18 protein-coding genes, 4 tRNA genes and 1 pseudogene are annotated in these 16,888 nt (G+C 27.9%); 13 read left to right on the forward strand and 10 right to left on the reverse strand.

Going from position 1 to position 16,888, the window contains the following annotated elements:
* Positions 1-204 precede the first annotated feature (204 nt).
* Positions 205-753 (reverse strand): biotin transporter BioY, encoded by a 549-nt coding sequence (locus AVBRAN12642_RS04385; protein ID WP_214116243.1) that lies wholly within the window; start codon positions 751-753, stop codon positions 205-207.
* Between the two features lie 65 nt (positions 754-818).
* Between AVBRAN12642_RS04385 and AVBRAN12642_RS04390 the strand changes: the two genes are divergently transcribed.
* The gene (locus tag AVBRAN12642_RS04390) at positions 819-3,008 is read left to right on the forward strand and encodes a molybdopterin-dependent oxidoreductase (protein ID WP_336607998.1); all 2,190 of its coding nucleotides are present in this window, start codon (positions 819-821) and stop codon (positions 3,006-3,008) included.
* A 39-nt stretch (positions 3,009-3,047) separates the two neighbouring features.
* Here AVBRAN12642_RS04390 and AVBRAN12642_RS09885 read toward each other — a convergent pair whose 3' ends face one another.
* Together AVBRAN12642_RS09885 and AVBRAN12642_RS09890 are read right to left on the reverse strand one after the other, a co-directional pair.
* The gene (locus AVBRAN12642_RS09885; protein ID WP_442862358.1) at positions 3,048-4,121 is read right to left on the reverse strand and encodes a methyl-accepting chemotaxis protein; all 1,074 of its coding nucleotides are present in this window, start codon (positions 4,119-4,121) and stop codon (positions 3,048-3,050) included.
* 99 nt (positions 4,122-4,220) lie between these two features.
* A pseudogene (locus AVBRAN12642_RS09890) lies at positions 4,221-4,994 on the reverse strand (nitrate- and nitrite sensing domain-containing protein); the annotation flags it as partial.
* 75 nt (positions 4,995-5,069) lie between these two features.
* Between AVBRAN12642_RS09890 and AVBRAN12642_RS04400 the strand changes: the two are divergent.
* Genes AVBRAN12642_RS04400 through AVBRAN12642_RS04425 form a run of 6 tightly spaced genes read left to right on the forward strand, consistent with a single transcriptional unit; the run spans position 5,070 to position 8,731 of the window.
* Positions 5,070-5,909 (forward strand): hypothetical protein, encoded by an 840-nt coding sequence (locus tag AVBRAN12642_RS04400; RefSeq protein ID WP_336607999.1) that lies wholly within the window; start codon positions 5,070-5,072, stop codon positions 5,907-5,909.
* Positions 5,910-5,918: 9 nt separating this feature from the next.
* Complete coding sequence (locus AVBRAN12642_RS04405; protein ID WP_214119653.1) at positions 5,919-6,476, forward strand: TlpA family protein disulfide reductase; 558 nt, start codon at positions 5,919-5,921, stop codon at positions 6,474-6,476.
* Positions 6,473-6,871 carry an META domain-containing protein gene (locus AVBRAN12642_RS04410; protein WP_336608000.1) on the forward strand — a complete coding sequence of 133 codons (399 nt, stop codon included), beginning with the start codon at positions 6,473-6,475 and terminating at the stop codon, positions 6,869-6,871. Before AVBRAN12642_RS04405 ends, AVBRAN12642_RS04410 begins: the two co-directional genes overlap by 4 nt.
* A complete protein-coding gene (gene truB, locus AVBRAN12642_RS04415) occupies positions 6,871-7,668 on the forward strand; it encodes a tRNA pseudouridine(55) synthase TruB (RefSeq protein ID WP_336608001.1) in 798 nt (265 codons plus the stop codon). Before AVBRAN12642_RS04410 ends, truB begins: the two co-directional genes overlap by 1 nt.
* Positions 7,662-7,904 (forward strand): carbon storage regulator CsrA, encoded by a 243-nt coding sequence (gene csrA / locus AVBRAN12642_RS04420; RefSeq protein ID WP_214116264.1) that lies wholly within the window; start codon positions 7,662-7,664, stop codon positions 7,902-7,904. The genes truB and csrA overlap by 7 nt, the downstream gene beginning before the upstream one ends.
* Positions 7,904-8,731 carry a GHMP family kinase ATP-binding protein gene (locus tag AVBRAN12642_RS04425; RefSeq protein ID WP_336608002.1) on the forward strand — a complete coding sequence of 276 codons (828 nt, stop codon included), beginning with the start codon at positions 7,904-7,906 and terminating at the stop codon, positions 8,729-8,731. Before csrA ends, AVBRAN12642_RS04425 begins: the two co-directional genes overlap by 1 nt.
* A 1-nt stretch (position 8,732) precedes the next feature.
* Here the strand turns inward: AVBRAN12642_RS04425 and AVBRAN12642_RS04430 are convergent, their stop codons facing one another.
* Both AVBRAN12642_RS04430 and fliQ read right to left on the reverse strand, forming a co-directional pair.
* Positions 8,733-9,155, reverse strand: a complete 423-nt coding sequence (locus AVBRAN12642_RS04430; RefSeq protein WP_336608003.1) for a Sua5 YciO YrdC YwlC family protein — start codon at positions 9,153-9,155, stop codon at positions 8,733-8,735.
* On the reverse strand, positions 9,152-9,418 hold the full coding sequence (gene fliQ / locus AVBRAN12642_RS04435; RefSeq protein WP_214116269.1) for a flagellar biosynthesis protein FliQ: 267 nt from the start codon (positions 9,416-9,418) through the stop codon (positions 9,152-9,154). The genes AVBRAN12642_RS04430 and fliQ overlap by 4 nt, the downstream gene beginning before the upstream one ends.
* A gap of 194 nt (positions 9,419-9,612) precedes the next feature.
* Here fliQ and AVBRAN12642_RS04440 point away from each other — a divergent pair, with 194 nt between their 5' ends.
* The 5 genes from AVBRAN12642_RS04440 (at position 9,613) to AVBRAN12642_RS04460 (ending at position 10,963) form a co-directional block, all read left to right on the forward strand.
* The gene (locus AVBRAN12642_RS04440) at positions 9,613-10,509 is read left to right on the forward strand and encodes a GGDEF domain-containing protein (RefSeq protein ID WP_336608004.1); all 897 of its coding nucleotides are present in this window, start codon (positions 9,613-9,615) and stop codon (positions 10,507-10,509) included.
* Positions 10,510-10,573: 64 nt separating this feature from the next.
* Positions 10,574-10,648, forward strand: a tRNA-Gly gene (locus tag AVBRAN12642_RS04445).
* 16 nt (positions 10,649-10,664) lie between these two features.
* Positions 10,665-10,752: transfer RNA gene (locus tag AVBRAN12642_RS04450), tRNA-Leu, on the forward strand.
* A 3-nt stretch (positions 10,753-10,755) separates the two neighbouring features.
* Positions 10,756-10,829: transfer RNA gene (locus AVBRAN12642_RS04455), tRNA-Cys, on the forward strand.
* A 46-nt stretch (positions 10,830-10,875) separates the two neighbouring features.
* Positions 10,876-10,963 (forward strand) — tRNA-Ser (locus AVBRAN12642_RS04460).
* Positions 10,964-11,090: 127 nt separating this feature from the next.
* On the opposite strand, the gene AVBRAN12642_RS04465 is transcribed toward AVBRAN12642_RS04460, so the two are convergent.
* A complete protein-coding gene (locus AVBRAN12642_RS04465) occupies positions 11,091-11,666 on the reverse strand; it encodes a DJ-1 family glyoxalase III (protein WP_336608005.1) in 576 nt (191 codons plus the stop codon).
* 95 nt (positions 11,667-11,761) lie between these two features.
* On the opposite strand from AVBRAN12642_RS04465, the gene AVBRAN12642_RS04470 reads away from it, so the two are divergent.
* Positions 11,762-12,577, forward strand: a complete 816-nt coding sequence (locus tag AVBRAN12642_RS04470; protein ID WP_336608006.1) for a mechanosensitive ion channel family protein — start codon at positions 11,762-11,764, stop codon at positions 12,575-12,577.
* Between the two features lie 31 nt (positions 12,578-12,608).
* Here AVBRAN12642_RS04470 and AVBRAN12642_RS04475 read toward each other — a convergent pair whose 3' ends face one another.
* The 4 genes from AVBRAN12642_RS04475 to AVBRAN12642_RS04490 are packed head-to-tail and all read right to left on the reverse strand — an operon-like array spanning position 12,609 to position 16,797.
* Complete coding sequence (locus tag AVBRAN12642_RS04475; RefSeq protein ID WP_442862357.1) at positions 12,609-13,415, reverse strand: metal ABC transporter permease; 807 nt, start codon at positions 13,413-13,415, stop codon at positions 12,609-12,611.
* Positions 13,396-14,121 (reverse strand): metal ABC transporter ATP-binding protein, encoded by a 726-nt coding sequence (locus tag AVBRAN12642_RS04480; RefSeq protein ID WP_214116301.1) that lies wholly within the window; start codon positions 14,119-14,121, stop codon positions 13,396-13,398. Before AVBRAN12642_RS04480 ends, AVBRAN12642_RS04475 begins: the two co-directional genes overlap by 20 nt.
* A complete protein-coding gene (locus AVBRAN12642_RS04485; protein WP_336608007.1) occupies positions 14,118-15,401 on the reverse strand; it encodes a hypothetical protein in 1,284 nt (427 codons plus the stop codon). Before AVBRAN12642_RS04485 ends, AVBRAN12642_RS04480 begins: the two co-directional genes overlap by 4 nt.
* Complete coding sequence (locus tag AVBRAN12642_RS04490; protein WP_336608008.1) at positions 15,364-16,797, reverse strand: metal ABC transporter solute-binding protein, Zn/Mn family; 1,434 nt, start codon at positions 16,795-16,797, stop codon at positions 15,364-15,366. The genes AVBRAN12642_RS04485 and AVBRAN12642_RS04490 overlap by 38 nt, the downstream gene beginning before the upstream one ends.
* Positions 16,798-16,888 lie beyond the last annotated feature (91 nt).

The raw sequence follows: 16,888 nt of genomic DNA on the forward strand, positions 1-16,888 counted from the left end.
CGAACCTACGACCAAGCGGTTAACAGCCGCCTACTCTACCGCTGAGCTAATCCGGAATAAGTAGTAATCGTTAAGTAAAAGCGTAATAATAGCCAAGAAAATTTTGTTTGTCAAGAGTTTTTTGAAAAAAATATAAAAAAATGTGAAATTTAATAAAAAATGCTTTTAGTCAAAATGATTTATTGACTTAAAAGCACTTATAAATTATAAGTTTTTAAATAGTTTATAAGCAGGATTTATAAGCAATGCAGCACAAAATGCTTTTGCAATATCAGTTACTATGAAAGGATATAACCCTATACTAAGTATTTTATCCTTAGGAACATAAAAGCTTAAAATAAATAAGCCACAAATATAAAGCACCGCAGTAGCTACTAGAGCATATAAACTTAACGCAAAGACATTGTTTATATCATGGTCTTTAGCTTTTCCCATAATATAACCCATAGCAATCAAACCAAAAATATACCCACCACTAGGGCTTAAAATTGCGTGCAAACCACCACCGCTAGCAAACACAGGAAAGCCACACAAACCTTCTAAAAACCATAAAATCAAACTAAATAAAGCTAGTCTTGAGCCTAAAGCATAAGATATAGTTAAAACCACCATAGTTTGCATAGTAAAGGGTATGATGTCTATGCTTATTTTTAAATTAGCAGCAAATGCTATTAAAATACTTGCTAGTAATACTTTAGCTGTATTGCTTGCGGTATTTTTCTTTAAGCAAAAACTTTTTAAAGCTGCTAACATAATCCCTCCTTTGTAAAATTAAAAAATGATTATATACTAAAAATAATATTTATAAAGGAAGAATTATGAAAAAACATTTAATAGCCACTAGAGTAGGGGCGTTTTATTTAGAAGATGATAAAATTACGCCTTTTATTTACGATGAAGCCCCGACTGATTTGATTAATCATTACACAAGCAGAATAAATCATAGCTCAAGAATTAAAAATCCTTGCGTTAGGCGTGGATTTTTAGATGGTTCTAAGGATAGATTAGATGATGAGTTTATAGAGATTTCTTGGGATAAGGCCTTTGAATTAATTGCAAATAATCTTAAAAAATATTATGAAGAATACGGCTCTAGCAGTATTTATGCTGAAAGTTACGAATGGGGTGGGGTAGGTAAAATCGGCTGGGGTAGAATGCTAATTCATAGACTTATCAATGCTCTTGGTGGCGGGGTCTTTGAGTTAGGAGATTATTCAACCGGCTCTGCAATAGCTAGTATGCCTTATGTTTTTGGCTCATCTTGTGTTTATGAAAGAGCAACTGATTATAAAGAAATAATCAAACACGCTAAAGTAGTCGTGTTTTGGGGAGCTAATCCTATTATTACAAGTAAAATTGCTCACGATGTTCCTATGCACGAACACGAAAAATATCTAAAACAAATGGCTGAAAATAAAGATATTGAAGTAATTTTTATAGATATTAGAGCTAATGAGAGTGCAAAAATGATGAATGCAACAACTCTAACTCCTAATTCAAATTCTGATATGGCAATGGCTATTGGAATGTGTAATTATCTTTATACTAATAATCTTTATGATAAAGAATTTATAGAGAGTAAAACCACAGGATTTGATACATTTAAAGACTATTTTCTAGGTATAAACGACGGGGTAAATAAGGACTTAGAATGGGCTAGTAAGATTTGTGGTATTAGCAAAACTGATTTAGAAAATCTAGCCTTAAAGCTTAAAAATAATCCTAGTAATATTTTATTAGGTAGGTCAATTCAAAGACAATTAAACGGAGAATTTAACTACCTAGCAATAATTTGCTTAGCTGCTATGTGCGGACATATAGGCAAAGATGGTTTAGGGATTGAGTTTAATTTAAGTAGTGGTTGCAAGGGTGAGAGTGCAAAAAATACAGAAAAATTAAGCGATATAAATGCACTTTTAGGCGAAATAAAAGGCAAAAATCATTATATCCCAAGCTCAAGGCTTAGCGAGTGCTTATTAAAGCCTAATACAAAAAGCACTTATAAAGATGAAGAAATCATCTATCCTGATATAAAATTAATGATAAATGCTTGTGGCTCATATCTTACCCATCAGCCAAATAGCAATGAGAGTTTAAAGGCTTTAAATAATCTTGAGTGCATTATCACACTTGAGCCTTTTTGGACGGCTCAAGCTAAGATGAGTGATATTGTTTTGCCTATTGCTATTGAAGGGGAGCGTTATGATATAGAGCAAAGCACGAATAAAGAAATAATTTTTGCACTAAAACCTATAAAAGAGCCTTTTTATAACGCAAAAAGTGATTTTGAAATATGCAAAGAAATAGCAAAAAGATTTAATAAATCTTATGAATTTTGCCGTGATTTAGATGAATTAGACCTAGTAAAATTGGCTTATTTAGATATTAAAGAAAGATATTTTAAAAAAGGAATAATTTTAAGTGAGTTTGATGAGTTTTTAGAAAAATCTTATGAAAAAGTGCAGGGCTTAAGCGAGTTAGAGCCTTTTACAAGATTTAAAAACATAAAAAATATTAATTTAAGTATAAAAAACAATATCGCAAAATACGAGCAAAAAGATGAGCTTTTAAGCGAATATCCTTTATTTTTAACTTCTGCACATAGTCCTTATAGACTTCATTCACAACTACATAATAGCGATATAAGAGATAGTGAAAATGATTTAGAGCCTGTTTATTTGCATAAAGATTTAGCTATTAAAAAGGGCATTAAGCAAGGAGATATTGTAAGAGTTTTTAATGATAGGGGCGAGATTTTAGTGGGGGCTAGAATAATTTGTGATATTAATCCTAATAATATTTTGATTTTTCAAGGTGCTTGGTGGCAAATTGATGGTAAAAGGTGCCTAAATGGAAATGTAAATGTGCTAACAAGCTCAAGCCCAAGTTCAGCAGTATCAAATAGCAACACAGCTCACACTTGTAAAGTAGATATAGAAAAATTTAATGGCATTAAAAACTGGGAGAAAGACTGCTTTAAAACTCCGAAAATTATTAAGAATTTATAATTTAAATTCTTATTTTAATTATCCTAAAAACTAGGATAATTAAAATTCTTTTTTGTTTAAATCATCTAAAATATTGCTAGCTAGACTATCTACGCTATTTGCAGCTTTATTTGTATCATTTGCAATATTATCATTTTCTTTACTTAGCTCATCAATTTCGCTTATGGTTGTATTGATTAGATTAATTGCTTGAGTTTGCTCATCTATACTCATACCAATATCGTGAATTTGTTGGACTAATAATTTTACATTAGCTTCTACTTGATTTAATGATGAGCTAGTGTTATTAGCTAATTTGCCAACTTCACTTGCAACCACGCTAAATCCACGCCCGTGCTCACCTGCACGCGCTGCTTCAATAGCAGCATTTAAAGCTAATAAATTTGTATCTTCTGCAATGCCTCTAATAACATCAATTACGCTTTTTATGCTATCGCTTTGTTGGATTATTTCTTGGCTTTTTTGAGCTACTGCAGTCATTGAACTTGACATTTGATTGATTGCTACTGCACTTTCTTCAAGGTTGTTTTTAGCCTTTTTGCTACCATCTAATAAAAGTTTCATATTTTCTTTTAAATTATTAGAATTTGATTTTAAAGTATTGCTTATATTTTCTTGAGAATAAAGCATATTTTTAATTTCTTGTTGCAAGGTATTTAGGCTATTTTCTATTTCTCCTATTGGGTTTTTTATATTATTTTTAAATTTCATATTTGAGTATTCTTTTAATAGCTCATCAATTTGGTTAATATCTTTTCCTATTTTTAGTTTTAGAGTTTGCAACATTTCTTTTAGAATTTCTTTTAATTCTTTTATTTTTGGATTGTAAGGTTCGCTGGTGATTTCATTATTTAAATTACCTTGTTTGATAGAATTTGTAATATTTGTAATTTCATTTATACAGGTTTGGTCTTTTTCATAATTTTGTTTTAGTTCTAATACGGTTGCATTTATTTGCATAGCCATTTTGCCAAATTCATCTTTATTATTTGTGATTATTTTATCTACATCATTGCTTTTATATCTTAAAAAATCAAAAAAGCTATTAAGACCAGTATTAATTAAGCTAAGATTTTTAATGATATTTTTAGATATTATATAAGCTAAAAACATATTTAAAATCTGTGCTAATAAGGCTATTATTATTTGAATAATTATTTCTTGTTGAGCTTCAGACTTATTTACATTTGCTTTATTTAGAATTTGATTTGTTATTTCGTTTTCTAATTTTTTATAATCTTCTATCACATTAGTAGCTACTTGGAAAAATTCATTTGCATTTATATTAAAATTACCATTTATATTATTATTCATAGCAGTTGATATAAATTCTTGAAGTTTTTTATAGCTTTCAAGATTTGAAAGATTTTTTAAATATTCATCAATAAAATTAATCTTTAGTTCTTTTAATTCTTGTAATTTTCCAGTAATGCTTGTATTTAGATAACTAATATTTGAAAAAGTATTAATATCCATAGTATTTGCATTAAATACTCCGTTTAAAGTCCCTCTTAATAATCCATATCTTTCTTTAGTAGTAGATACTAAATTAAGAGCATCGCTTAAACTAGCATAGCTTTCATCAAGACTTTGAGAAATATCTTTTACTTTTTTGATTTGTTGATTTATTAAATTGGTATAATTTTGTAATACTATAGCTCTATTGGCTTTATTATCAACCATATTTCTTAGATTATCAACTTCATTTTTTAATTCATTATTTAAAACAAATTTATTTCTATGTTCTATTAGTGCTTGCTTATTAGCACCAGCTAAAAATCCTACGCTAAGACCACGCTCTACTTGTAATAAATGAATTATTTCACTATTTGTTGATATGATTTTTACGCTATCTTGAGCAATTATTGAAGAATTATATGTTTCATAACTCTTTTTAATTAGCAAAATATTATAAATTAATAATATAATTAAAAATGTGCTTGTAAGCAATAAAAGTTTTTTAGAAATAGATATTTTAGAAATCATAAGTCCCCTTAATTAATAGATTTAGATTTTTATTTTAAAGTTTTTTAAAGAATTATATAAATTTTAGGAGAACGGATGAAATTTTTTTTAATTTTTTGTATGTTTTTTTCAACTTTACTTGGTAATTCATTTAAGGGTAGTGATTTTGATGAATTAAAAAGTATTGATGTAAGAGATTATTATGTGAGTGAATATCTTGATGGTATGGGTGCTAATTGGGATGGTAAAAAGTTATATAATAATCATAATCAAACTTATGAAATTAGCAAAGATTTTACAAAGGATTTTCCACCTTTTGAGATAAAAGGTCTTTTATTTTGTGGGACTGATTATTATGATACCTTTAATGATGTTATGTTAAATAAGCTTAAATGTGCTAAGTTTTATGTGGTTGATGTCCCTAATCAAAAGGGAGATTTAAAAGATAGGTTAAATTATTTAAGAGATTATTTAAAAGAACATCCTAATAAAAATATTACATTTGTAGTTCAAAATGAATTTAATAGCGAAGATGAGTTTATAGATTTTTTTAACGAAGTTATTTTAAAAGAATCAGAAGGTGTGTATTTACACAAAAAGAATACTGATTATGATGTTCCAAGACAAGATAAAATAGTGCAAATTAGAAAGTTTTATAAAGATAATTGCGTTATATCAAAAACTAATTTAAACAATGAAGGTAAGCTAATTAATTATGAATGCCAATGGAAAAAGATTAACGCTTTAAGAGCCCTTACTAAATTTACTGATGAAAAATTAAATAATAACGAACTTACAACTATTACTATAGGCAGTGGTTTTAATATTAACGAAATAAATAAACCATTAAACATAGGAACCAAAATTACATTTAAGTATTACAAACTTGATAAAGATGGAAAACCTATGCATAGCGTATTTATTAGAAGTTTTTAAGGAGTGGGTATGAAAAAATTATTATTTGTTGCTAGTTTTATTGCTTTATTTTTTAGTGCTTGCAACGATGAAGCTAAAACTACAAGTATTAAAACTGGAGATATATTAACTTTAAAAAGTTGGGATAATCAAGAAATAAAAATCAAAAGAGAAGAAAATGGCTTTAGTTTGGTTGATAGCAATAAAATTTTAATTATTGATATATTTGGGACTTTTTGTCAGCCTTGTAGAGCCGAAGCTCCAATGCTTTTTGATATACAATCAAAGCATTTAGATGATTTAGTGTTTGTTGGATTATCTTATGCAGAAGAAGCTGATAATGAAAAATTAAAAGAATTTGCAAAGAACTATAATGCGTATTATTTTTTAACAAATGATAAAAGAGCAGATTTGATAGTAGAAGCAATAACCGATGATATAAAATATAATACTCAGGTTCAATTACCTTTTAAGGTAATGTTAAAAGATGGTAAGTATCAAAAACTAGGCAATGAGTATTTTATTTTAGGTAAAGCTGATGAGGGATTACTAAGAGAGAGTATAAATAAAGCAAAGGAAAATAAATGAAAAAATCTTTAATATTATTAAGCGTATTAGCTTTTTTTGGTTGTGCGAATACTAACAATGTTGAGGTAGCAAAAGAAGTGAAAAAATTAGAAAATAAAGAATATAAAATATCAAAAATTATAGTTAAAGACACAAATAAAGAATATAGCAATTCTAGTAATTGGTCTTTAATAATTGAAGATAATAAATTAGGAATGTTTGTAGGTTGCAATAGAATTTTTAGTGCTATAAAACAAGAAAATAATAATATTTATTATAAAAATCCAGCAAGCACAAAAATGATGTGTCCTAATCAAGTAATGGAAGTAGAAAACGCAGTTGCTAGTAGTCTTACAAGTATGCAAATAATAGAAAATGGCTTAGAAAACGATAAAGTAAAAATTATTTTTGAATAATGATTTTTCTAGCAAACAAACCAATTAATATTAGCTCTAATTCTTACGCTTTAAAATTAGGTAAAAAATTAGGGCTAAAACTAGGATATTCAGGCACACTTGACCCATTTGCTAGCGGGGCATTACTCTGTGCTGATAAAAAACACGCAAAATTATTTCGCTTTTTAAATCTTGAGCCAAAAGTCTATGAAGCAACGATTTGGCTTGGTGCAGTTAGTCCTAGCTTAGATAATGAAAACATAAGCTTTTGTAGTGTTAAAGAGCCTAGTTTAGAGCAAATTATGCAAGCATTTGCTAAGTATCAAGGAGATATAACTTACACTCCGCCTATATTTTGTGCTAAAAAAATCAATGGTAAAAGAGCATATGAGTTAGCTAGAAATGGCGAAAAGGTTGAGCTAAATGAGTGTGTAATGAGTGTGAGAGCTAAGTTTTTGCATTATAATTTCCCATTTATAAGCTTTAGATTAAGTGCTAGTAAAGGCACTTATGTTCGTTCATACGCTAAGCTAATTTGCGATGAATTAGGCGTAAAAGGGACTTTAAGTGCTTTAAGAAGACTTAGTGAAGGCGGCTTTAAAGAATTTAAAAATTATGATGCTTTTAATAGTGTTGATTTAGAAGAAAATTTTTATTTAGGCGATATAAACGACTTGCTATTAGGCAAAAAATTAAGCTTAAGTGATTTTAAAAAACAAGATTATAAAACCTATAAAATAGATTTAGGAGATTGTTTTAGCATTATTAGGTTAGATGAAAAAATAGAATATATTTTAAATAAGGTGGAAAAATGTTAGTAGTATCAAGAAATGCAGGCGAAGGAATAGTTATTGATGGTGGGATTAAAATTAAGATTTTTGAAATAAAGGGCGATTCGGTAAAAATCGGTATAGAAGCTCCTAAACAAACTTTAATTTTAAGAGATGAATTAGTAGATTCTATAAAAGATGAAAATATCCAATCAGCTGCATCTTCAAGTGAATTGCTAGATAGTTTAGTAAGCTCACTTTCAATGTATAAAAAAGATAAATAATGAAAGCTTTTGCAAAGATTAATATCTTTTTAAAAATTACAGGCAAAAAAGATAATTATCATCAATTAATTTCAAGATTTTATAGAATTGATAATTTATATGATGAGCTTTATTTTATACCTAAAAGCGAAGCTAGGAATTTAGATAAAACTTTAATTCCTAATTCAAATTCTTTATTAAAAATCAATGGAATTACTTATGAAAATGAGTTTAAACAAGATGTTTTGATGGATAAATTTTATTTGATAAATGATAATTTAGTAAGTAATTTTTATTCTAAAAGCGATATTTTTTCAAAAGTTTTAAGTTTGATTGATGAGAATTTAAAACAAGAATTTCAAAATAATTTTGCTTTAGTTTTACACAAAAATATCCCTACTTTTGCAGGACTTGGCGGTGCTAGTTCTAATGCTGCTTGTTTTATAAAACTATTAAATGATATAAAGCCTTTTGATACTAAAGCAATTGCTAGGCTTAGTGGGGCTGATGTGAGCTTTTTTGAAAGTGGGTTAAAGAGTGCTAATGTTAGTGGATATGGTGAGATAATTGATGATTTTAGCGATGATTTATGTGATTTTTCATTAGAATTTAGCACACCTTGTAGCACAAAAGATGTTTTTAGTGAATTTGCAAAAGAGCCAAAATATTATGCAAATGATGAATTAAGTAAATTAAAGACAAAAGAGCTTTTAAATAATTTTACAAATTATGATTTAAACGATTTGCTAAAACCTTGCAATGCTTTATATTCTATTACTTTAGATTATGCTAATAAGGGCTTATTTTTAAGTGGTAGTGGTGGTAGTTTCTTTAAACTTAAATCATAATTTATCTAATTTGTTTTAGTTTAGAATTGTTTATTCTAAACATTTTTGATGAACTTTTTTGAGCTAAATCCAAATCCACAATCACATTAGCTATATTTTTTGCATAATTTATATCAAATTCATATCCGTGCAAATTTGCACTACTTGAGTATAAATATTTAAAATCTTTTAAAAATATACTATGTTTATTATCATTTACTAGCCTAAATGATATTTGGTTTTTATATATAAAGGTTGTTTTTTTAGCTTTTCTTACTTGATTTTTAAATTTATTTGGAACTCTTGCAAGGTTTTTAAGGCTAGTTAGATATGTGCTTGTGATTATGCAAGGTTTATTGATTTCTCTTTTTTTAGCTAAATTAATTTCTTTATAATCTTTACTTAAAAATCCAGCTGTAGTATCGGTTTGTGCTAGATAAATCATTTAACAAAACTTGGAATTTTATTTAATATCATAGTTGTAAAATCTATCATTTGATTCATCATCCAAGGCATTAAGAATATTATTATTACAACAACCAAAATGATTTTTGGTACAAAACTTAAAGTCATTTCGTTAATTTGCGTAGTCGCTTGGAATATACTTATTAAAAGTCCTGCAATAAGTCCAGCTAAGAGCATCGGAAGTGATAATAAAAGTGCTATTTTAAAAGTTGATACCCCAAGTGCAACTAAAGTGCTTTCCATATTAATCCTTATCATCAAAGTGTTAAACAATTTTAGGCAAAATTACTTAACTATAATTAAAACAAGGAAAAACAATTAAAAACGACTTTATTAAATTATTAAAAGAAATAGACATAAACCTTTGGCTACTTGTTTCTATATTTATTACACATTGTGTTTATTGTTTTTTGTTTTTAATTAATGGTATTTTTCCTATGGCTATTTTTAATATTTACTCAATAACGAGTTATTTTGTAGCAATTTGCTTTTATTTAAAAGACAAAATAACAGCAGCGTTTTTTGTAGCATTTGCCGAAATATTTTTACACCAAATTATGGGTTCTTATTATTTAGGGTTTGAAAGTGGATTTAGCACTATTATGATGTGCTTATTTTTCTTGCAATTTACATTTTTTAGCAAGTGGCTTTATAGAATATCAGTAAGTTTATTTTTGCTTTTTAGCATATATGGTTTATATTATTTTAGACATTATTTAGTAGGTGAATATAGTAATAGTCAAGATTTGTTTTTCTATATCAATACATTTTCAAGCTCTGTTTTTATGTTAATTTATGGTGGTCTTGCAACGGTTACTTCAAATAAAAAATTATCCGACTTAACTTATTTGGTTTATAGAGATTTTCTAACAGGTCTTTTTAATAGAAAATACTTTGAAGAAAAGATAATTCCTAACTTCAATAAAGATGAATCACTTTTAATAGCAATTTGTGATATAGATAATTTCAAAAGAATTAATGATACTTATGGTCATGATATAGGCGATATAGTTTTAAAAAGTGTAGCATCAGCAATTCATTATGAAATGTTAGGATTAAATGGTGTTGTTGCTAGATGGGGTGGTGAAGAATTTGTAGTGAAATTAAATGTAAAAAACAATCAAGAAGCAGAATACTATATGAATGTAGTAAAAAATTCGGTTTCAAAACAAGAATTGAAAAAATATAACATAAAACCAACTATAACAATTGGTGGTATTTTTATTAAAAATCCTTGTAAAGATAGTTTTGAGCATTATTTCAAAATTGCCGACCAAGAATTATATTTTGGTAAAAAAAGTGGCAAAAATTGTGTAAATATACAAGCTTCATAATTTTTTTTATAATTAAGTTTAATTTAAGAAAAAAAATATATAATTCTGTCTTTATTTCATAAGTGCGGGAATAGCTCAGTGGTAGAGCACAACCTTGCCAAGGTTGGGGTCGCGAGTTCGAACCTCGTTTCCCGCTCCATTATTTTACATATTTTGCCCAGATGGCGGAAATGGTAGACGCAAGGGACTTAAAATCCCTCGGTAGTTTTTACCGTGCCGGTTCAAGTCCGGCTCTGGGCACCATAAGGTGATATAGCCAAGCGGTAAGGCATGGGCCTGCAAAGCCTTGATCCTCGGTTCAAATCCGAGTATCACCTCCAATAAGGCTTTTGCAAAAAATCTTTTATCGCTTGTTTGATAATTTTTCGGGAGATGGCTGAGTGGTCGAAAGCGGCGGTCTTGAAAACCGTTGAGGTGCAAGCCTCCAGGGGTTCGAATCCCTTTCTCCCGGCCACTTCATTTTTAACAATCTTTTTCATTTTATATTTTTTTAAAAAAGTATTTTGTTCTAGCTTTTTTTAGCTCCTTTGTTAGAAGAAAATATTTTAATTGAGTGTTGAAAAACACTCAATATATTTTAATTAGAATTTAATTCCAAATTGATTTATTAATAAACCTTCAAGCATTCCATTAAATTGGTCTAAAAATCCCATTTCTTTTACTATTGTAAGTGCAAAATAAGATGAAGTGATAGGTCCAGCACTTGTGATTATGTTTTTACGAACCACTACAGGCTCATTTAATCTTGTTCCTTTAATTCCTTCTTCGCAACCTGGATAGCAAGTAAATTCATCACTTAAAACTCCAGCATTTGCTAAAACTATTGGAGAAGCACAAATTGCTGCTATTAATTTGTTTTGAGAATTTAAATCTTGCAAAATTGATTTGATTTTTTCACTATTTTTAAGGTTTGTCATACCACCAAAACCACCTGCTAATGCAATTGCATCAATGTTTTTAGTATCAACTTCGCTTAGTTTTACCTTAGCTTTTAAAACCATACCAGTATCTAGTGTAACTTCTAAATTATCATCTAAACTAGCACAAATTACATTTATATTAGCTCCATAATTTTTCGCCCTTAGAAGAATATCAATAATGCTAATTAATTCAATATCTTCAGCTCCATTTGCCATAGGCACTAAAATATTTTTCATTTTTACTCCTTTTAATTAGATTAGAGAATAATATTAATTAAAATTAAGTAATTAATTGTTAATATTCATTTTCAAATTTTTTAAAAAGGATATTGATGGATACAACAATTCAAGATGTAAAAGCCACAACCACAGAAACTCTGAATAAACTAATTGATTTGCAAAGTGCAGGTTTTGATTTTGAAGGATTTTTCTTAAAATATGGTTTTAAGATTTTAGGTTCAATTCTTATTATTGTTTTAGCATTGTTTTTAATGAAAGTTGTAGGAAAAATTTTAAGAGTTACTTTAATTAAAATTAGCACAGATGAGACTTTAACCAATTTCTTAGTTAAGCTTGTAAAAATTATAATTTTAGTTGTTGGAATTCTAGCAGCACTTAATAATGTTGGTGTTGATACGACTTCATTCGTTGCTTTATTTACAGCTACATCTTTTGCTATATCTTTTGCATTTAAAGAAACTTTATCAAATATAGCTGCGGGTGTTTTGGTTGTAGTGTTTAGACCTTTTAAAATAGGTGATTATGTAAAATTTGGTGCAGGAGAAGGATTTGTATCTGATATATGTTTATTTTCAGTTACGCTTAGAACATACGATAATACAAATATAATAGTTCCAAACTCAAAAGTTATAAGCGATAATATTTATAATTATTCTCGTGAAAAAACAAGAAGAATTGATTATTCTAAAGTAATTGACCCATCAACTTTATGTGATGTTAGAAAAGAAGTTGAAACAGCATTAGGTCAAAATGAATTAATTTTAAAAAATCCAGCAATTTATGTAGGGGTTAAAAATGTAAATGATGCTAATATAGAAATAGCAATTCAACTATGGGTAAAAAATGAAAATTACGAAAAAGCTTCAATGCAGGTAAATGAAGCACTTGCAAAGATATTTATAAAATAATTTTAGAATTTGAAATGAGCTTTATCTTATTTCAAATTCTTTTTTTCACAATAAAACTTAAAACATAAGCAATCATAAAGCAAAAACAAGCAAGTAAAATTATACAAGCTCCGCTACTTAATTCATAAGCAATACTTAAAATTAATCCACCTAAGCAAAAAAATAGCGATAATAATACAGAAATAATCATCATAGATGAGAGCTTGGTGCAAAACATAGAAGAAATATAGCTAGGAATACAAAGCAAAGCTAGTATTAAAACCATTCCAACTACTCTTAAACTAATCACTATACAAATAGCGGCTGCAATTATTAGCATATAATAAATTAGATTTGCATTAACACCATTTGCCTTGCAAAACTCACTATCAACGCTAACTCCTATTAATTGTCTATAAAATACAAAAGCCATTATGATAAAAGCTATATCAGCACCTAGCATAATATAAATATCACTTAATTCAACTGCCAAAATAGCTCCAAATAAATAGCTAAAAACTATGGAATTTGAATTAGGACTTAAATCGCTAAGCAATATCCCAACACTCATTCCAAAAGCCCATACTACACCAATTACAGCATCTTGATTTTTGTAATTTCTTGATAAATATGCAATCAAAACAGCACAAGCAATAACAAAGGCTAAAGTACTAAGCATAGTGCTAACTCCAAAATAAAGCGAAATCCCAAGCCCACCATAAGCTGCGTGAGAGATACCACCTACCATTGCTACAAGGCGATTTGTAAGAACAAGCGCTCCTATAATCCCACAAGCAATGCTTACTAAAACCGCTGCTAAAATTGCATTTTGAATAAAATTATAATTTAGATATTCCATAATTTTCCCATATATCAACTTCGCATAAATTATTTTTATGCGTTGCTAAGTGTAATAATTTGTTGCTATCAAGACCTTTTGTGATTTTGTGTAAATGTGCAGTCTTGCTAATATGAATTAATTTATTTGCATACGAAGAAATTAAAGCTATATCGTGGCAAACACAAATTATGCTAATTCCTTGATTATTAAGGCTTTTTAATAATTCAAACACTTCTATTTGTCCTTTTGCATCAATACTAGCAGTAGGCTCATCAAGTAATAATAATTCACAGCCACTAAGTATTGCTCTAGCTATTAAAACTCTTTGCTTTTGCCCGCCACTTAAACTTGCAAATCTTTTATTTGCATAATCTTTTAAGCCCAATTTTTCAAGTGCTAAAAGTGCATTTAATTTATCTTGTTTTGAATTAAAAAAGAATGAATTTCTTTTTAAAGTTCCCATCAAAACTACATCTAAAACATTGATAGGGAAACTAGGATTTATATTAGCAACTTGCGGAACATAACTTAATTTATTTGTATTTATAATAATTTCGCCTTTACTTGGTTTTAACAAACCCAATAAAAGCTTTAAAGTTGTGCTTTTGCCACCGCCGTTTGCTCCTATAATTCCTACGAATTCATTTTTTTCTACATTAAAACTAATATTGCTTAAAATCTCTTCCGTATCGTAAGAAAAGCTTACATTTTTTACTTCAATCATCCAAAAAATCCTATAAATAATCCAACGCATATTACAAATACAAGGCTTAAAATCTCTATTTTTGAGTTAAATTTAAATCTTGTTATTATAAATGCACTTAAAAATATAGCCAAACTCATACCTAATGCGATTAATAAAGCCGCTATAAAAGCTCTAGCACCTAAGCTACTTATAAAACCAATTACTAAAATAAGTCCAGGACAAGGTAATAAACCTATGCTAAATGCTAAGAAATTATCAAGAACTTTTTCTTTATTTACTACATTTAAAATTCTATTCTCATTAGCCACACTAAAGCTTTTTATATTATTTGGTGTTTTTGCAATTTGTGAAATTTGTGGTTTTTTTAGTTTTAAATAAAGCAAAATAAGTGCTAAGAAACTTATTAAAAATCCTGAAATTTTATTAAGATTTAAAAGATTAAATAAAGAGAAAAAACTAGCAATTATAAAGGCATTTACTAAGTGAATAAAACCTACTTTTAGACTAAAAAATAATATTTTTTTCTTAGAGTTCATAAAATAAGCTGCGGTTATGCTTTTTCCATGACTTGGTAATAAAGCGTGAAAAAAGCCATAAATTAGTGCAATAGGATATAAATATATGCTATTGTCTTTTAATAATTCAAGCATTTTGCTCTGTAATTTTGCTAATTTTTCTAATAAAATATCATAAAAAGATTTTGAAGTGTTGGTTTCAAATTCTTTTGATTTTTCTACTTTTTCATCTACTTTTTGAGCTATTTTTTCTATTACATTTGCTTTTTGAAATTCATAATAAACTGCATTTAGATTAATATTTTCATTAATGCTAAAACCATCTATTTTATAGGTATTTTCTTTTATTTTAAAATTAAAAAACCCATCTAAATCCTCTACCGAAAACATTAAAACTCTATCAATTTTAGGACTAAAATCATAATCTATAAAGTATTCTAAAAAAAGCTCCTTATCAAAACTTACTTTAATATCTTTAACAATAAATTTGATTTTTTTGCTTTCTCCGAATGGCAAATCATAATATTTTAAAGTAGTTAAAAAATCTCTAGGTAGTAAATAATCAAGCAAAGCAGCACGAACGGCTACTAATTCTTTTTCATCTAAATTCTTGTCATTATTTAAATCATAGCCGTCTAATAGTGTTTGTGAAAAATTAGAAGAAAATTCCCATGAAATGGAATTTCCTTTAAAGCTAACATGAGCAGTTGGCGTATATAAAGCACATAAAGCACAAGCGTATATATTAATGCTTAGAACAATTATCGTTAATAATTTTCGCAAAGTTTAAAAGCTCCTTAGATAATTCATTAGAAAGTTGATTAATTTCTACTAATTTTAATCCACTTTCCTTGTGAATGGTTTTTGCCAATTTATCATTAAATTGCGGTGCTTTTAAAACAAGGCAAGCTTTTTTATCTTTTGCAATTTCTATGATTTTTGCTAATTCACTAGGTTTTATTTCTTTACCTTCAAATTCTAAAGTATATTCAACAAGATTATATCTTTTAGCAAAATATCCCCACGATGGATGAGCGCTTATAAAACCTTTTACATTCACATTTTTCGTTAAATCATATATTTTTAAGTTTAATTCATCTAATTCTTTTTCATAATTTTTTAGATTTTCATCAATTGTTTTGCTTTCATTAGGAAAAGCTTCTTTTAAAGCATTAGCTGAATTTTGTGCAATTTGTTTTAATAAAATAGGGTCAGTCCAAATATGCACATCTAAGCCTGAATGCTCGTGATGATGTTCGTGATGATGGTGCTCTTCTTTATGATTTGAGCCTATGTGATGAATTAAGTCTTTTTTAATATCTTTTACGCTCATATTTTTAGGATAATAAGTTGGCCAATTATCCATTTCTTTTAGCAATTCTTCTTGACTAGAGTTGCCAAAAAATATATGAAAATGTTCTAAATCTTTTGTAGGAGCGATATTGTGGTCGCTAAATTGCACATATTTAAAAGCTGCATCTTTATTGGTAGCTTCAAATAAATATCTAACGCCTTTTTTACCTGATTCATAGGTTAATATTTTGTATCCAATATACTTATAATTTGATTTTTTACTTATACCATTTTGTATAAATTCCATACTATCTTTTGTAATGATTATGCTTTCTACATCGGTTTTATAGCCATTTAGATAATATTCTTTATATTCTTGCTCGGTTTTATCTTTTTTTGCCTTTGATTTTAATTTGTAATATTCATCAAAATCTCCATTTTTAGCGTAAGGATAAATTGATTTCCAATCACCAATCCAATCACTTAAATCTCTATTTTTTACATCATTATCATCAAAAATCCCATTATACACATCATCATTATGTTCGTGATGGTGCTCGTTTAATTCTTTATGAGAATAATTATTTTTTTGGATATTTTCATCAGTGTGAATTATTTTTATATTAGTATTTTCAGCAAGTCTTTTAAGCCATATATCTTCAATTTCAACCCCGATACCTAAAAATACTTTAGCCTTACTAAGCTCCATCATTTGCTTTGGTTTTGGCTCATAAGTATGTGGGTCAGCTCCTGCTGGCATAAGAGTTGTAATATTTGCATTTGGTAATAGTTTTTTAACAATTTCAACTTGTGGTAATATGCTAACTCCTACATTATTAGCTAATAAATATACGCTAGCTAATGAACTTAATAATATCTTTTTCATTGCAATTCCTTTTCATAAATGATTTATAGTTGCAAGTGTAGTAAATTGTTGCTTAAATGCAACTTAGTTGCAAAAAATAAATTAGGTTTAA

The sequence above is a fragment of the Campylobacter sp. RM12642 genome, assembly GCF_020137635.1.
Classification (GTDB): domain Bacteria; phylum Campylobacterota; class Campylobacteria; order Campylobacterales; family Campylobacteraceae; genus Campylobacter_E.

Excerpts from the sequence above, each read along its gene's own strand:
- AVBRAN12642_RS04385 (WP_214116243.1), bottom strand. The coding sequence starts at position 753 with ATGTTAGCAGCTTTAAAAAGTTTTTGCTTAAAGAAAAATACCGCAAGC.
- AVBRAN12642_RS04390 (WP_336607998.1), top strand. The coding sequence starts at position 819 with ATGAAAAAACATTTAATAGCCACTAGAGTAGGGGCGTTTTATTTAGAA.
- AVBRAN12642_RS09885 (WP_442862358.1), bottom strand. The coding sequence starts at position 4,121 with ATGTTTTTAGCTTATATAATATCTAAAAATATCATTAAAAATCTTAGC.
- AVBRAN12642_RS04400 (WP_336607999.1), top strand. The coding sequence starts at position 5,070 with ATGAAATTTTTTTTAATTTTTTGTATGTTTTTTTCAACTTTACTTGGT.
- AVBRAN12642_RS04405 (WP_214119653.1), top strand. The coding sequence starts at position 5,919 with ATGAAAAAATTATTATTTGTTGCTAGTTTTATTGCTTTATTTTTTAGT.
- AVBRAN12642_RS04410 (WP_336608000.1), top strand. The coding sequence starts at position 6,473 with ATGAAAAAATCTTTAATATTATTAAGCGTATTAGCTTTTTTTGGTTGT.
- truB (WP_336608001.1), top strand. The coding sequence starts at position 6,871 with ATGATTTTTCTAGCAAACAAACCAATTAATATTAGCTCTAATTCTTAC.
- csrA (WP_214116264.1), top strand. The coding sequence starts at position 7,662 with ATGTTAGTAGTATCAAGAAATGCAGGCGAAGGAATAGTTATTGATGGT.
- AVBRAN12642_RS04425 (WP_336608002.1), top strand. The coding sequence starts at position 7,904 with ATGAAAGCTTTTGCAAAGATTAATATCTTTTTAAAAATTACAGGCAAA.
- AVBRAN12642_RS04430 (WP_336608003.1), bottom strand. The coding sequence starts at position 9,155 with ATGATTTATCTAGCACAAACCGATACTACAGCTGGATTTTTAAGTAAA.
- fliQ (WP_214116269.1), bottom strand. The coding sequence starts at position 9,418 with ATGGAAAGCACTTTAGTTGCACTTGGGGTATCAACTTTTAAAATAGCA.
- AVBRAN12642_RS04440 (WP_336608004.1), top strand. The coding sequence starts at position 9,613 with ATGGCTATTTTTAATATTTACTCAATAACGAGTTATTTTGTAGCAATT.
- AVBRAN12642_RS04465 (WP_336608005.1), bottom strand. The coding sequence starts at position 11,666 with ATGAAAAATATTTTAGTGCCTATGGCAAATGGAGCTGAAGATATTGAA.
- AVBRAN12642_RS04470 (WP_336608006.1), top strand. The coding sequence starts at position 11,762 with ATGGATACAACAATTCAAGATGTAAAAGCCACAACCACAGAAACTCTG.
- AVBRAN12642_RS04475 (WP_442862357.1), bottom strand. The coding sequence starts at position 13,415 with ATGGAATATCTAAATTATAATTTTATTCAAAATGCAATTTTAGCAGCG.
- AVBRAN12642_RS04480 (WP_214116301.1), bottom strand. The coding sequence starts at position 14,121 with ATGATTGAAGTAAAAAATGTAAGCTTTTCTTACGATACGGAAGAGATT.
- AVBRAN12642_RS04490 (WP_336608008.1), bottom strand. The coding sequence starts at position 16,797 with ATGAAAAAGATATTATTAAGTTCATTAGCTAGCGTATATTTATTAGCT.